This window comes from Streptosporangium sp. NBC_01755 (assembly GCF_035917995.1).
Lineage (GTDB): Bacteria > Actinomycetota > Actinomycetes > Streptosporangiales > Streptosporangiaceae > Streptosporangium.
The window spans coordinates 2,644,532-2,658,706 of record NZ_CP109131.1; the positions used below are offsets into that span (position 1 = coordinate 2,644,532).

A 14,175-nucleotide genomic window follows, 5' to 3' on the forward strand; every position below is an offset into this window, starting at 1 on the left:
GTTTATAAATCCGATCTTCCGAACCTCTTAATCCACATATATGATCTCTTACCCAGTAGATCGTTCCAATCGTGAGAGTGTGCCTGTGGCCCGTAGCGAGTTGACGTCAAGCGATCCCAAACGCATTGGAAGTTACCGACTGCTCGCCAGGCTAGGTGCCGGAGGAATGGGGACGGTCTATCTGGGACGGACCAAGAACGGGCGGGCCGCGGCTATCAAGGTCGTACGCTCAGATCTCGCCAATGACGCCAGCTTTCTGGCCCGGTTTCGCCGCGAGGCCAAGACGCTCCTCCTCATTGGAGGCAGCTTCACGAGCCGCGTCATCGAGATGAATCTGGAGGCCAGCCCTCCCTACCTCGTAACCGAGTATGTCGACGGTCCGTCTCTTTCTGATCATGTAGCTCAAGAAGGGCCGTTGAACTCCGAGTCCACTCGTGCCCTCGCGGTTGGACTCGCTGATGCACTCCGGTCGATCCATGCAACAGGGGTCGTTCATCGCGACCTTAAGCCCAGCAACATCCTGCTTTCGACTGCTGGCCCCAAGGTCATCGACTTCGGAATCGCTCAGACACTCGACGCAACGTCGATCACGCGAACTGGGGTCGTTGTCGGATCCGCCGGATACATGGCGCCCGAACAGTTCGAGGGGCAGGGAGGTCCGCCCGCGGACATCTTCGCGTGGGCCTGCACTGTGATGTTCGCAGCGACAGGTAATCCGCCGTTCGGTTCCGGTCCATTAGAGGCCGTGGTCTTTCGGCTCCGCAACGAAGCTCCGGCGCTTGACGGCCTGCCCGAGGGCCTTCAATTGGTTGTCGGTGCTGCCCTGAAGAAGGACCCCGCTGAGCGTCCAACGGCCGATCAGTTGATGACGCTACTCATTCCCGAGTCGGAGACGTCCGCGGCCCGAACCACCGAGTTGACTTTGAGTCTCCTGGCGGAATCCTGGACCGTATCGATTCCTGAACCGGAGAGCGAGCAAGGAAGGCGAGGTAACCGAACCTGGCTGGTGGGCGGGATTACTGCTGCTGTTGTAGCCAGTGTTGGAGTTTCGATACTCCTTTATGAAACTCCCAGGACAGGCGATGATGAAGCGAACGCCGGCACTCGGGGCGCTCCGAGTGCCGCCCCAACACATTCGGCCCTAGTCGCGATGTCTGCTTCACCAAGTAAATCGTCCGCATCCAACGCGAAGCCGGGAACTCCTCTAGAAATCGCGGACGCTGCTCTCGCTGTAGCCGAAGCTATGGGAACGGCGCAGTTCAGCTTGAAGTCATCCGGCTGGGACGAGATGTGGTTCGAGGCTCAGGGAGAGCTTGCATTCCACCCGCCTGCAGCCACTCGCTATCGGATGGATCTAACCTACTTCGGTGACAACGAGGGTGCGCAGTCGGTAGCAAACGTAACACTTGTCGGCAACCGCGGTTTCGATACTGCCTCCGAGAATCCGACAGACGCCGATATCAATGGTGGAATCGCCGACCGTAATCTTCCCGAGCCCTTCATGACAGCCCGTCGCGTTCGCTGGGCGAGTTCGCCGTACGTTATTCAGGCCCTTGCCGCAGCGTCTTCTAATATGAAGAAAACTACAATTGGCGGGCAGATCTTCCTTAAGGGAAGCGCCCCGATGTCGAAGATGGCAAAGTCGGCCACCGTGGGCCCGTTCTACAAGTTCCTCGCTGCTTTCTCGAAGGAACGAAGTATCAAGTTCACCATCATTGTTGATCAGAATCTTGCCCCTAGTCGCGTAATTCAGTCCATCCCGGTTTTCGATTCCGTTGTCATACCAGTAACAACGACATATAGTGACTGGGGAATGCCATCGGAGCCGAAGATCCCATGACGCTAGATGGGGGAAATTCGTCAAGGCGTATTCTGGGATCACACCGAATCAATCGTTACCGAGACAAGCTTGAAGGAGCGCATATCCCGGCATGATTTCGGACGGCTCGACCTGGGCGACCACGATTTCGGGTTCTTCGAAAACAGGCTCCCCGTTGGGGCGGCGACCGTAGGGGGCCCGGCCGTAATCGACGCCATCCGAGCGGCCGTAGCTCATCCAGGTGATCGCTTCCGCCTCGTTCTCGCGCAGTAGCAGGTTGGCGACGGCCCATAGGAGGACGTTCTCGGGCGTGACAACCCCAGACCTGGGGCACGGCGAGTACCCACCGGTTGGCGTCGACCTCGTGGAACTTCGCTGCAGCCCTGGCATCGAAGCGTTGCGCCGTCTCTTTGTCGCGCAGATAGTCGTAGTCGCCGAGGACGAACGTCGTCCCCTTGGAGTGCGACGATCGCCGGGCAGTCACGCGCGACGACCTCACGTAGTTCGAAAGCTACTGATCGTTGCAGCAATCGCCGCTCTCTCGATGGGCATCGGCGGCGTAGCGCTGGCAGCCATACCCGACGGGAACGGCATCATCCACGGCTGTTACCGCAGCAACGGCGCCCTACGGGTCCATCGACAGCCCGGCCCAAACCTGCAACGCCAAGAAGGCTGGGGTTGGTGACAAAGGGGGTAGGTTGTGCCTCTCGGTGACCGGCTCTAGCTCTCCGGGATATACGCGGGATGATCAAGCACGGTGTGACCGCCAACCAAGGAATTATCGCAGGTCGAGGCCACCGTGCAGGCAGAAGAACCACCGCTCTCCTAAGAACTCCTAACAGAATGCGATCAGTGGTTGAGGCGTCGCCAGCAGATGATGGCGGAGGCGAGGGTCATGAAGGCTTCATGGATGTCGTCGCGGATTTCCCAGCGGATGCGTAATCGGCGAAACCAGTGCAGCAGGGCGATCGTCTGCTCCACCACCCACCGATGCACGCCCAGGCCGGAGCCGTGCGGAATGCCTCGGCGAGCAATGATCGGCTCGATTCTCTTCTCCCGTAGCTGACGGCGATAGCGGTCGTGATCGTAGGCGCGGTCGGCGTACAGCGTTCTGGGACGTCGGCGAGGCTTGCCGACCTTGCCGCGGACCGGCGGAATCGCCTCCACGAGAGGCATGAGCTGCAGGATGTCGTTGCGGTTGCCGCCGCCGAGGCTGACCGCCAGCGGGATACCGTTCCCGTCTGTGATCACATGGTGCTTCGAGCCGGTCCTGCCTCGATCGACCGGGCTCGGGCCGGTTTTGGGCCGCCCTTGAGCGCCCGTACATGGGAGCTGTCGATCACCGCCTTGGACCAATCCAGCCGGTCAGCGGCGTGCAGCTCGGCCAGCAGGAGTTCATGGAGCCGCTTCCAGACGCCGGCTTGGTTCCAGTCGCGCAATCGTCTCCAGCAGGTCATCCCCGAGCCGAACCCCCAGCTCCTGGGGCAGGAACTCCCACGGGATCGCGGTGTAGAGCACGAACAAGATCCCGCACAGTGCTTTGCGGTCGTCAATCCGCTTGCGTCCGGGATTGCGGTAGCGGCATTCGATCGTCGGAAGCAACGGATCGATCCGTTGCCAGAGCCCATCGGGCACGAGCCACGGTGGCTGCTCGCCCTTCCTCACAATGGGTTCAACGACCGATCATGTTCCCGGATGCGGCCGACCTCATTCTGTTAGGAGTTCTAAGGCGATCAGGCCATGAGTAGCGAGACGCAAAGAGCGTGATGCTCCATGATTCGCGCTTACTCCATAACCTCTGTGAGCCCTTCAAAGATAGCTTCGCTATCCAATTCGTGACCCCTGTCGATACTCTTAAGCCTAGCCACAGTCTTGACTACCTGGTCCGGATAGTAGAGTTCTGGTGCAAGGCAAATAGGGCAGTCGGCCAGGATACAGAAGGGGAAAAGTGGTATCACTTCGCCCTGTAGCGTTAGCATGTAGAGATTGTTGTCGGCAACGGGTTTGCCGGTCTCGAAGCTGACTGGCTCAAAGTCGGGATGGTCTCCCATTAAGAGCAGTCCAGATACCCGATAATTCCCGCGCTTTAGCTGCCAGCTAAGCCTCTCTGTGTATATCCACTTCGTTTTTTCGAGAAAGGCGCTATAGGTGAGGGCACTGAATAGGAGTGGCTCTAGCTTTGCCAGGCTCGTTTCTATCTCTGCCCTAGTGCGAGGCCCGCCACCATGCCTGATCTCGTTTCGGATGTTGGCGAGAGCCGAAAGGTCTGCAATAAGGCCCTTTCCTCCCCTCTTTGCAGCGGTAGCTTGGCCAAGGCCAGTTACCTCATCACCGTTTTTCCTCAGCTCGTTTCCAACTGCCCTTGTTACTCCAACCCAGTGGCCCACTGAGACGCCCGAGGAACGTGCGGCTTCCGTCCACTTGGCTATTTCGTTTACCTCCGTTCGCTCTCTATACGCTGCGAGGGATAGTGAGATAATCCCCAGGGAGATAATCAAGGTCTCGGCACATTGGAGTGCTGCTTCGTGCTTTTCAGCGAGGGCCCGGCTATGCTGAAACTTGCGGACAGCACGCGCGATTGCATAGGGGTACGTTTGCTGAAAGACATGATATGGCTCAGTCTGCTTGCGGAGAGTCTGGATGATCAAAGAGCTTAGGTCTGCTGCCTGTTCCAGTCGTATTCGTCTGTCCCTTTTGGCTCCGTCTTCGAAGATGCTCACCCGGGACTCATCGAGTGCGTCTTGGATCCGCTTTATTTCGCCGACACCCTCGCTGAGAACTGAAACGGCGGAGCGAATTGACTCGAAATCTCCTTCGCATGCTGGGATCCGCAGATTGACCAGGTCACGTATACTGACACGTGGAATCGCTGCTCCATGACGTGGAATGGCTTGCTCTGCTTGAGGGCTTAATAGATAGGAAGCTACGTATTCCGCAGGAACTATATTGCGAGTGATCCTAATTATTAAGACCCACTGGCCAGCTTGAACACCTTCGTATTCACTGGGAAGTACCGTCCAGTAGCGACCACCCCCCATGGCTCGACCCACTATGTCTCCCTCACGGAGACGGTTTGGTCGTCGATCGGTGGTGTGAATTGGAAGGTCGTCAACGCTTGGCAATGGAGACGTCAGAAGCGAGGCGTGCAGGACTCTCTGCTCATTACGAATATCGGCAGGGCGCGCATCCCATTCGATTTCCTGCCCTGGTACCCATCCAGTGTGGATCTCGGCGAAGTCGCCAAGTCGCCAGTCTTCGACGCGCCCAGTTCTCGTTCCCTCACCGATCTCTCGGTAGCAGTTGATGCTGAGATTGTAGCCCTGGGCAACTATCTCCTTTTTGGCTACACAGAAGCTCTGCTCTGAGCGTCTTCGCTTCCGCTCGCTATCGTTCCTGTGTGCCCAACGGGCGACCACATCGGGCAGGTTGTTCCTCGCCATTTCGCCGTCTTCCAGCGCTGCAGCAGGGCGTGGGCCAGTCTTATTCTCGTCGAGCAACGGAATGTGTCTGCCGTCAAGGCTGAAGCCGTCGGCGGTCACTTCATAGAACCAGACATTGTCTGTTCCGCCGCTGTTGGTTTTAGTAAAGAGGAGGATCGATGTGGAAATTCCACTGTACGGTTTGAAGACGCCGCTCGGTAGTTTGATCACCCCATCTAGCTTGTGTTCCTCTACTAGGACTCGGCGCAGCTCCTTGTGTGCTGCAGAGGAACCAAACAGCACGCCATCCGGAACGATGACGGCGGCGCGGCCACCGGGCTTGAGCAGATGCAGGAACAGGGCCAGGAACAGCAGTTCGGTCTTCTTGGTCTTGACGACCTGGAGCAGATCCTTGGCGGTGGTCTCGTAGTCGAGGCTGCCCGCGAACGGTGGGTTGGTCAAGATCAGCGAATATCGCTCGAACTCGTCGGCCACGTTCTGGGCCAGGGAGTCACGGTAGCGGATATCGGGCTGTTCGACTCCGTGCAGCAGCATGTTCATACTGGCGATCCGCAGCATGGTCGAGTCGAAGTCGAACCCGTGGAACATGCTGTGGTTGAAGTCTCGTACGTCAGCCGGACCAATCAGTGCGTCGTTGTGGACACGAGCTATGTAATCGGCCGCCGCAACTAGGAAGCCAGCCGTGCCGCAGACAGGGTCGCACACTTCATCTTCAGGGCCGGGAGCCATCATCTCGACCATGAGCTGGATGATGTGCTGGGGCGTACGGAACTGCCCGCTCTGCCCGGCTGTGGCGATCTTGCTGAGCATGTACTCGTATAATTTTCCCCCCGCGTCGCCCTCACCTAGGGGAAGTTCGTCGAGCAGGTCGACAACTTTTGCCAGCAGATCAGCCGTTGGGATGGCGAGCAGTGCGTCTCTCAGGTGATGGGCGTAGGTTGTATCAGCCCTCACAGCAGACCGGAGCCACGGGAAGACCTCGTCTCGAACGACGCTGAGCATCCTGTCCGGCGGCAACGCCTTGAACCGGGACCATCGCAGGTAGTCCGTCTCCGTGGTGTAAATGGGATTCTCAACCGGCGTGCCGGTGCGTTCATGCCGGTCGTCTTTGGAAGCCTGGATAACATCCAGCTTTCGTATGAACAACAGATATGTGACCTGGTCGACTACCTCGACAGGGTTGGAGATTCCGTTGGACCAGAACGCGTCCCACAACCTGTCGATCTTGCTCTTGAGCTCATCTAGAACCACAGAGCAGAAGCTACCGGCTGCGACGATCTCCGTCGCTACTTTCGATCCAGTTTGCGTGGTATCGGGTCAGCTCTCGCCAACATCAAGAGGAAGGCCCAGCTGTTGCATGGTAGCCCTAGCTAGGTACGGGACATGGGCGGGATGATCTTGCAATCGATGCGGGCTGCGGGAGGCGTATGCCCAGCTCAGGCCATATGAGCAAGTAGTACGGCCACCGCTCTCCTAAAGCGGGTGTCGCATGTTCGAATCATGCCGGGGGCACCTAGTTGACCTTGTGGCTTGCCGTCTGACTTGGGAGTTCTCCCCCGAAGCGGCATGTTCCCCTATGCAGCCGTAGGCCACCGTGAGCGGCCTTGAGCCGCCGTTCACGGAATATACACGTGATGATCTTGGAAGCGTTTCGCCAGACCAGAGCTCAATTCACACCCCCTTCGCCCTCACCTCGTGACGCAGAAACTCAGCACGCGTCGAGCTTCTCCGTCAGAACGGCCTTCCGAGCAACGGCCGCCCGCAAGACCTACCGGACGTCACCTAAAGGCCTCAACCTTGTTCCCCCTCCTTGATTAATCTTCTAGGTTACTTATCTTGAAGGCATGACTAGTCCCAAGCTACCCAGACTTATCCCTACCGGCACGTGCTGGTGTGGCTGCGGCGAGGAGACCGGCATCGGCTCTTTCTTTGCCCGCGGACACGACAAGATCGCCGAGGCTGCACTGTTGGCCGCGGAGTACGGCGGCTCTGTACCGCGACTACTGCACAAGCATGGCTACGGACCAGGCCGACCCGTGACCAATGAAGCTGTCCAGAGCGGCGCCTGGATCAGGTGCGGATACGGAGGCTGTAACTACGCCGGAACTTCAGAGAGCATCCGCAATCACCAGGGAAGAGTTGGCCACCGGTAATCCAAGTAGCCCGCAGCCAGAAAACACGAGAGGCCTCGGGTTCGCCGGGGCCTCTCGTGTAGCGCTGTCTGTCAATCTTCGAGAGCTTTGGTGATCTGACCGTTGGCACGATCTCGCTGCCCTTCGAGGCATTTCGCGTAGACACGGAGGAGCGCGTCCACCCGTGGCCAGCACGCTGGGCTACCTCAGTCGGCGGGACAGCCACAGAGAGACCACCGCGTGCCTCAGGTCGTACGGCCGGGCCGCCAACGGCGGAGACGACCTGTTCGGGAGCGAGGGCGAGCCGTCGAGCCTCCTGCCAGACGGCGGAGTAGGCCGAGGAGGAGAACGGATGGCCCTTAGTTGATCACTGTTGTCTCTCCTCTCGGTCGCTGTCGGTGGTGCCGTGCGATACCGAGAGTGCGACAGAGAGTCAGGACGAGATCACTACAGGTTGGGACATGTTCCAGACATCCGGTCTACGATTGCCAGGTCCCTGAACGTCCCCTTCTACGGGCAGGTGAGATGGCGAACGAGCGGTTGCGGGTGGCCCTGCTCGAACACGGCACCACGGTCGACGCGCTGGCCGAGGCCGTCGGAGTCGACGCCAAGACCGTGGAGCGCTGGATCACCCAGGGCCGCATACCGTACCGAAAGCATCGATTCGCGGTCGCCAAACTCCTCGGCGTGCAGGAGGCGTACCTGTGGCCGGGCGCGCTGACCTCCCAGCAGACCGCGGCGGTGTCCGAGAGCGAGATCGCCACCGTCTACCCGCACCGCTGGGCCGTACCCAAGGACACCTGGGGACGTCTGTTCTCTGCGGCCGAGCGGGAGATCGGTGTGCTGGTCTACAGCGGCATCTTCATCGCCCAGGACACCGGCCTCATGCGCCTGTTCGCCGAGAAGGCGCAGGCAGGTGTACGGGTACGGATCCTGCTCGGAGATCCCTCCTGTACAGAGGTCGCGCGGCACGGCGCGGACGGTGGTCTTGAGGAGGGCATGGCCTCCCAGAGCAGGATGGCGCTGCTCCTCTACCAGTCGCTGGGGCAGTGCGACGGGGTGGAGATCCAGCTGCACGACACCGTCCTGTACAACTCCATCTACCGCGGCGACGACCAGCTTCTCGTCAACACCCACGTCTACGGCAGGTTCGCCGCGGACGCACCGGTCATGCACCTGCGCAAGGTCACCGGCGGAGACATGGTCTCGACCTACCTCGACAGTTTCGAAGCCGTCTGGAACCGGGCCACCCCGGTAGAGTCCTAAGCCATGGCCCGCCGGCTGGACTTCTACGACGACCCCTCAGCGCCCGCGCCCAACAGCCTGGTCCCCTCGGTGAACGTCGTGGTCGTCAACGACGCCGGGGACATCCTGATGATCCACCGTACCGACAACGACAACTGGGCCGTCCCCGGCGGCGCCATCGACCTCGGCGAGTCCCTGCCGGACGCGGCCATCCGGGAGACGCTGGAGGAGACCGGGATCACCTGCGAGATCACCGGCCTGGTCGGCACCTACACCGACCCCAGGCACGTCATCCTCTACACCTCCAACGGCGAGGCCCGCCAGGAGTTCTCCATCGTGCTGTGTGGCCGACCGATCAGCGGCGAGCCGACCACGAGCGATGAGTCCCGCGAAGTGCGGTGGGTACCCCGCGACCAGGTCGACTCACTGACCATGGATCGGTCGATGCGGCTGCGCATCGGCCACTTCCTGACCGGCAGGGCGCTGCCGCACATCGGGTAAGGCGCCCTGCCTGATGCGTCGTACGGGCGCGTCGGATCAGGCACCTACGGGTGAAGATCCGGCACCCGGCTGCGAACCGTGGTCACTGGAGAGACCGACCGAGCCTCACCGCGATCTCATCCATCTGATCGGCGGAAACGGCATCCTCGCCGGTATGCCCCAGTAGGTCGAACACCCCGCGCCCGCGCAGTTCTCGTGGCAGGTCGCTCATGCGCGGCACGACGTGGAAGTGCACGTGCTGAAAGCCCTCCAGCTCGGCGAACTGCACCACGTATGTCTTCATGCAGCCGGTTACCTCGTGCAGCGCCCGTGACAGGCGGACCTGCCAGGCACCGAGAGTGGCCGTCTCGGCATCGGTCAGGGCAGCGATCGCGGTGACGTGGCGACGAGGAACCAGCACCAGCCACCCCGGCAGCGCCGTGTTGATGGCATGGACCACGCGCCAGTGCTCGTCGAAGGCAACCCTCTCCCGTGGCGGCAGCACGTCGAACTGCGCTTCCTGCTCACACGAGTAGCAGCCCGTGGGGGGTGTCATGTCGTCTGATGTCCTCTCGTCAGGACTAGCTTCGCGCCGACGCGGCCTGTACGGCGCGCACGGCCGAGATGATGCACGGGGTCGCGTGCTGATCGAGCGACTGACCAGGTACTCGGGACCGTACCGAGAGTGGACCTCCGTGAGACGGGCATCAACGTCCAGGACGAGGCCGTCCGGGCTGGTGGTCATGTCGCAGTAGGTCAGCGCCTCCACCAGCTCCGGACGTTCCCGATCGAACTCCTCGTTCAGTGCGTCGAGCAGGCCACGCTCGGTCGCCTCGCAGACCGCACACGAGTGGTGCGCGACCAGCCGGGCCAGCTGGCCATCGGCCTGGTGCACGTCGCGTAGGTAGCGGGCACCGTCCAGCGGATGGAAGCCGGTGTCGACCAGCTCGGGTGCATATCCGATGTCGTGCAGCCAGGCCGAGGCGGTCAGCAGGTCGGCTTCCTCCCCGAGGATCGGTGCCAGCGTCTCGGCACGCGCGGCCACTCCCTGGGTGTGTGCCCGCCGGCGCGGCAATGGCTTCTCCAGCAGTTGCCTGGCCAGGTCACGCGCCCACTCGGCTTGTCCCATGCGGCCCACGATAGACGCCGGTCCCCGGAATGAATCCAGAGCTCGAAACGAGACGTCCCAAGACGTCTCAATCCCGCACGGATTGGACGAAATGGCCCTTGCCGTGCCGGATCACGATCAATCCCTCGCATTTCAGCTCGTCGAGAGCCTGACGGACCGTGTTGCGCGATGCCCCGTGCTGTTCGCACAGTGCCAGCTTGGAGCCTGCCGCGAGCGTCTGGGGGCTACGAGGGTTCCGGACAGACAGCCCATTAGGGATGAAACCATCCGGAACCCTCGTAGCACCCCAATCCAGGTCCGGCACGGCGCCCGCAAAGCGAGAGCCGTGCCGTCGAACGGAAAAACGGCGGCAACAGGACTCCGCCGCGACGGGCTACGCGACCTTGCCGGCCGGGGCGGTCCAGGTGTTGCACGACTTGGGGTTGCCGGTGGAATGGCCCCGGTTGAACCAGTAGGCCAGGTTGACACCCTGGCCGAAGATGCCGACCTTGCCCTTGTCTGCCCCGGCCTTCGCCAGGCCCGCCAGGCGTTTGGCATCCTTGGCGGGGTAGCCGAGAGCGGGCCACAGACTCTTGGCGGTTACTCCGCTGATGCACTGCGCCTGCAGGTTGTAGCGGCGAAGCTGTTCGGACATCTCAGTGCCGTCGTCGGCGCGCAGGGCGTTGTAGGCCTCGGTGATGTCGACCATGTTCAGCACGTGCTCGCCGTACGCCGAGTTCAGCTGCGCAAAAATCTGAACGTCGTCGGACGCCTTGATCCAGTCAGAACGGATCTGCACGATGAAGTTGGCGCGTCTTCCGCAGTAGAAGACCGCTGATTTCTTCGGGCTCAGCGTCCGCCCTCGGCAGTCGGTCTTGTACTTGCTGCCCTTCATCTCCACCAGGGTCGGGACGAACTGCAGGTTGGCTTCCTTGAGGTAGGAACCCCAGGTGTTGTTCAGGCAGGAGATGACCGCGTTGACGTGTTTCGTGACCGAGGCCAGGGTCTTTCCCTTGGCGGGTTTCTTCGCACATGCCGCGGCGGGGAGCTTACCGGCGGCGTAAAGAGAATTGTTGGTCAGGTCCGAGGCATCGTTGACCGGATACGCGTAGGCACTGGTCGTACCAGAGAAGAGCAGGACGGACGCCCCGGCAGCCACCATGATCGCACGAGTCTTCATGGCGATGAACATTAGGGCATATGTCCGAGAGTGGCAGGTGTTTGACGTACGTCCCCTCCTTCCCTTATTTGCGGAAATAAGCAACTCAGCCTCGATCTTTCATGATCTTCGTGCGGTCGGCTGAGCGGTTCGGCTGAGGGTTGTTTTCGCTTTCTGGTCAGCGTGGTGGCCCGGCTGTCGCGCCGGATGGGCGGGGTTCCACGGGCCCGCCGGTCCCCCTTCTTGGTCGTCGGCGAGTTCCGGCAGCGCTTGTCAGCACGTGTCGCCGAGTTTCGACAGCACTCCGTGATCTTCCCGCGCGCGGAATGCCAGTCCGTGATCTTCCAGCGTGCGGAATACCGGCGAGGACGAGCAACTCCTGGGCCTTCGCCGCCGCGATGGTTGGACTACAGTGCGGCGCGTCGAGGTGCGACGAGGCGCTCTGCGGCGGCCGTGATGAACGCCGACACCGTGGCTTCGAACTCCACCTCACGGATCTTGAGCTCGGCCTGGTCTGCCGCGCCGCGCAGCGCGTCCATGTGTGCGAACGCGGCGTCGGCGAGCGGCTCGGGCCGGCCTGACACCAGCCGCAGCCGAAAGCGTGCAGTCTCGGCCAGGGCGCCCAGGCGGTCGGCCTCGGCGAGCGCATGGTTGAGTTCGGCAGGATCCGACCGCCGGAGCCACACGGCGACGACAGCGCGCTTGAGCTCGGTCACCGCGGCGGCGAACTCGCTGTAGGCGGCCAGACGTTCCTGGCGCAGCCGCTCCTCGCGCGCGACCGCCTCAGCCCGCATCGCGGTCCGCTGCTGGAACAGGTAGGTGCTGAAGGACCCCAGCAGGGTCCCGAGGACGGCGATCAGGCTCCCAAGGACAGCGCTCACCCGCAAGAGTTGACCATAACCGGCGCCCGAACCCAAGCCAGAGTGAGGCGCTCCAGAGATTCCGGACACTGACGCAGTGCCCGTTGAGGATCTCGGTGGCCGGCGCGATGCGTCCGGCCAGGCTGTCCGTGTCGGCTCGGCTGACGGTCCGGTCGACCTCCACCAGGCTGGAGATGGCCGGGTTCTCTGACAGCGTTTCTCTATGAATCCCGGCCCCGGCCTGTAGCGGCGTGGTGGTGCGTCTGGGAATGTTGACGTCAGGTGCGGAGGAGCTGGTCTCGGACCAAGGCGTCGAGTCGTTGCCATGCCGGTGATGAGGCGTTGACCGCTCCTTGGATCAGTGTCGGGATCTCAGAGCCGGTGTTCTGCCCAGGAAGATCGCCGGATCCGTATCGTCCTCGGGTCGCGCGGACGATGCGTCGGGCGAGGTCGTCAACGCGGGAGTCGTGCGGGTCGAGGTCGTGGGCGCGGTCGTAGTCGAGGTAGATCTGACGTAGCGCGGGATCGGTGAGGGCCTGGGCCTGGTCGTGAAACAACTCGATAGCGGTATCGGGGTGGGTGGCGAAGACCAGAATCCACAGGTCGGTCTCAAGGGCGACCCATCGCGGGCTGAACCCAAGTTCGGGCAACTGCTCGAGGTGGCCGCTGACTTCGGGGAGAAGTGTCTGGAGGCGGCCGGCCGCGAGCCGTCGCAGCCGCCGTTGGGTTTCTCGCAAGCCTCGGATTCGGGCGGTGAGGTCGGTGTCCACTTGGTGGAGAACTTCTCGGAAGTCCTCATCGGAGGCTGCGCGAAGTTCCCGGATGCGGGCCAGGGGGACTCCGGCTTCGGCCAAGGTGCGGATCTTGATCAGGTCGATGGCGTGTTGGGCGGTGTAACGCCGGTAACCGGAGGAGTCACGGTCGGGCTCAGGCAGCAGCCCCTTGTCGTGGTAGACCCGAATCGTCTTGATCGAAACGCCGGCGTACCGGGCGAGCCGGCCGATGGTAATCACCTCTCCATGTTCTCCCACTTGACCTTGCCCCAAAGGCAGGGTTGCAGCATGTTGCCATGGCGAACATGAACCCTGACCGGGACACCCTCCGTGCGTTGGCCGACGAGGGCAACGAGACGGCCCTGGACCGCCTGGCCGACCTTGCCGACGCTCGTGGTGACCTCGAAGAGCTGAGCGACCTGCTGGACGAGGGCTGCATGCGGGCCGGGCACCTGCTCACGCGACGCGCGGTCACGGTGGGTGACCTGCGCGAGCTGCAGCGGCTGTGGGACGCCGGGTGCGACGAGGCCGGCCACGAGGTGGAACGGCTGCTCGCCGCGCCAACCGGCGTCGGTGAGGGCTGACGGCTTCGATGCCGCGCGACCGACGGTTGGTCAGCTCGCCGATCAGCCCGGCTGGCAGTGGATCGTCCCGTCTCGCCCTGCTTCACATCAAAAGGACTTGCATGTCCCATGTCTCACGAGAGTCTGACAGAGAGGGGCGCGGCGGCGGTCACGACCGCGCTGGCCGCCTCAGCCGCCGTAGCCCTGGTCGTGAACTCCTCCGGCGAGGCCGGTCTCACCACGCCGGCAGAGCGTTCCACGACCGCGGCCGCCCTGGCTCCCATGACGGCCCGGAACACACCACCGATCCCGCAAACCGACGCCCCCTCCTCGGAAGAGTCCCCTCCACCCAAGCCCAAGCCCAAGACGGCGCCCAAGACGGCGCCCAGCACCCCGCCGATCACCGCCACTGAGCCCGCCAAGAAGGACGAGGTCACCGCCAGGCCGTTGCCGAAACCCACACGGCCGAAGACGGAGGTCACACCGGAAACCGAAGGACCGGCAGACACCCCCGCTTCCGAACAACCGGAACCCCAGTGGGGTGCAGGTCGTGGCTCTCCGCCAGAGATGGCACCGGCACGCAGATGTCACCCTGC

Annotated in this window: 13 protein-coding genes; 4 read left to right on the top strand and 9 right to left on the bottom strand. The window is 62.2% G+C overall.

Annotation, left to right across the window (positions count from 1 at the left end; genetic code table 11):
- The first annotated feature begins 40 nt into the window (after positions 1-40).
- The gene (locus OG884_RS12115) at positions 41-1,840 is read left to right on the top strand and encodes a serine/threonine-protein kinase (RefSeq protein ID WP_326645091.1); all 1,800 of its coding nucleotides are present in this window, start codon (positions 41-43) and stop codon (positions 1,838-1,840) included.
- 828 nt (positions 1,841-2,668) lie between these two features.
- Here OG884_RS12115 and OG884_RS12120 read toward each other — a convergent pair.
- From OG884_RS12120 to OG884_RS12130, 3 genes are all read right to left on the bottom strand, one after another.
- A complete protein-coding gene (locus OG884_RS12120; RefSeq protein ID WP_326645093.1) occupies positions 2,669-3,175 on the bottom strand; it encodes an IS5 family transposase in 507 nt (168 codons plus the stop codon).
- A 39-nt stretch (positions 3,176-3,214) separates the two neighbouring features.
- The gene (locus OG884_RS12125; protein WP_326645094.1) at positions 3,215-3,484 is read right to left on the bottom strand and encodes a transposase; all 270 of its coding nucleotides are present in this window, start codon (positions 3,482-3,484) and stop codon (positions 3,215-3,217) included.
- 119 nt (positions 3,485-3,603) lie between these two features.
- Positions 3,604-6,510 carry an N-6 DNA methylase gene (locus tag OG884_RS12130; RefSeq protein ID WP_326645096.1) on the bottom strand — a complete coding sequence of 969 codons (2,907 nt, stop codon included), beginning with the start codon at positions 6,508-6,510 and terminating at the stop codon, positions 3,604-3,606.
- A 1,406-nt stretch (positions 6,511-7,916) separates the two neighbouring features.
- Here OG884_RS12130 and OG884_RS12135 point away from each other — a divergent pair.
- A complete protein-coding gene (locus OG884_RS12135; protein ID WP_326645097.1) occupies positions 7,917-8,657 on the top strand; it encodes an XRE family transcriptional regulator in 741 nt (246 codons plus the stop codon).
- Positions 8,658-8,660: 3 nt separating this feature from the next.
- Complete coding sequence (locus OG884_RS12140; RefSeq protein ID WP_326645098.1) at positions 8,661-9,137, top strand: NUDIX hydrolase; 477 nt, start codon at positions 8,661-8,663, stop codon at positions 9,135-9,137.
- Positions 9,138-9,219: 82 nt separating this feature from the next.
- On the opposite strand, the gene OG884_RS12145 is transcribed toward OG884_RS12140, so the two are convergent.
- The 5 genes from OG884_RS12145 to OG884_RS12165 form a co-directional block, all read right to left on the bottom strand.
- Positions 9,220-10,245, bottom strand: a complete 1,026-nt coding sequence (locus tag OG884_RS12145; protein WP_326645100.1) for an HD domain-containing protein — start codon at positions 10,243-10,245, stop codon at positions 9,220-9,222.
- Between the two features lie 67 nt (positions 10,246-10,312).
- A complete protein-coding gene (locus tag OG884_RS12150) occupies positions 10,313-10,549 on the bottom strand; it encodes a winged helix-turn-helix domain-containing protein (RefSeq protein WP_326645102.1) in 237 nt (78 codons plus the stop codon).
- A gap of 69 nt (positions 10,550-10,618) precedes the next feature.
- Positions 10,619-11,404, bottom strand: coding sequence for a neutral zinc metallopeptidase (locus OG884_RS12155; RefSeq protein ID WP_326645103.1), 786 nt, complete (start codon positions 11,402-11,404; stop codon positions 10,619-10,621).
- Between the two features lie 386 nt (positions 11,405-11,790).
- Positions 11,791-12,264, bottom strand: a complete 474-nt coding sequence (locus OG884_RS12160) for a hypothetical protein (RefSeq protein WP_326645105.1) — start codon at positions 12,262-12,264, stop codon at positions 11,791-11,793.
- Positions 12,265-12,521: 257 nt separating this feature from the next.
- On the bottom strand, positions 12,522-13,256 hold the full coding sequence (locus OG884_RS12165) for a MerR family transcriptional regulator (protein ID WP_326645107.1): 735 nt from the start codon (positions 13,254-13,256) through the stop codon (positions 12,522-12,524).
- A gap of 56 nt (positions 13,257-13,312) precedes the next feature.
- On the opposite strand from OG884_RS12165, the gene OG884_RS12170 reads away from it, so the two are divergent.
- On the top strand, positions 13,313-13,600 hold the full coding sequence (locus tag OG884_RS12170) for a hypothetical protein (RefSeq protein ID WP_326645109.1): 288 nt from the start codon (positions 13,313-13,315) through the stop codon (positions 13,598-13,600).
- Positions 13,601-13,713: 113 nt separating this feature from the next.
- On the opposite strand, the gene OG884_RS12175 is transcribed toward OG884_RS12170, so the two are convergent.
- Positions 13,714-14,061, bottom strand: coding sequence for a hypothetical protein (locus OG884_RS12175; RefSeq protein ID WP_326645111.1), 348 nt, complete (start codon positions 14,059-14,061; stop codon positions 13,714-13,716).
- Positions 14,062-14,175 lie beyond the last annotated feature (114 nt).

Excerpts from the sequence above, each read along its gene's own strand:
- OG884_RS12140 (WP_326645098.1), top strand. The coding sequence starts at position 8,661 with ATGGCCCGCCGGCTGGACTTCTACGACGACCCCTCAGCGCCCGCGCCC.
- OG884_RS12135 (WP_326645097.1), top strand. The coding sequence starts at position 7,917 with ATGGCGAACGAGCGGTTGCGGGTGGCCCTGCTCGAACACGGCACCACG.
- OG884_RS12115 (WP_326645091.1), top strand. The coding sequence starts at position 41 with ATGATCTCTTACCCAGTAGATCGTTCCAATCGTGAGAGTGTGCCTGTG.
- OG884_RS12145 (WP_326645100.1), bottom strand. The coding sequence starts at position 10,245 with ATGGGACAAGCCGAGTGGGCGCGTGACCTGGCCAGGCAACTGCTGGAG.
- OG884_RS12170 (WP_326645109.1), top strand. The coding sequence starts at position 13,313 with ATGGCGAACATGAACCCTGACCGGGACACCCTCCGTGCGTTGGCCGAC.
- OG884_RS12155 (WP_326645103.1), bottom strand. The coding sequence starts at position 11,404 with ATGAAGACTCGTGCGATCATGGTGGCTGCCGGGGCGTCCGTCCTGCTC.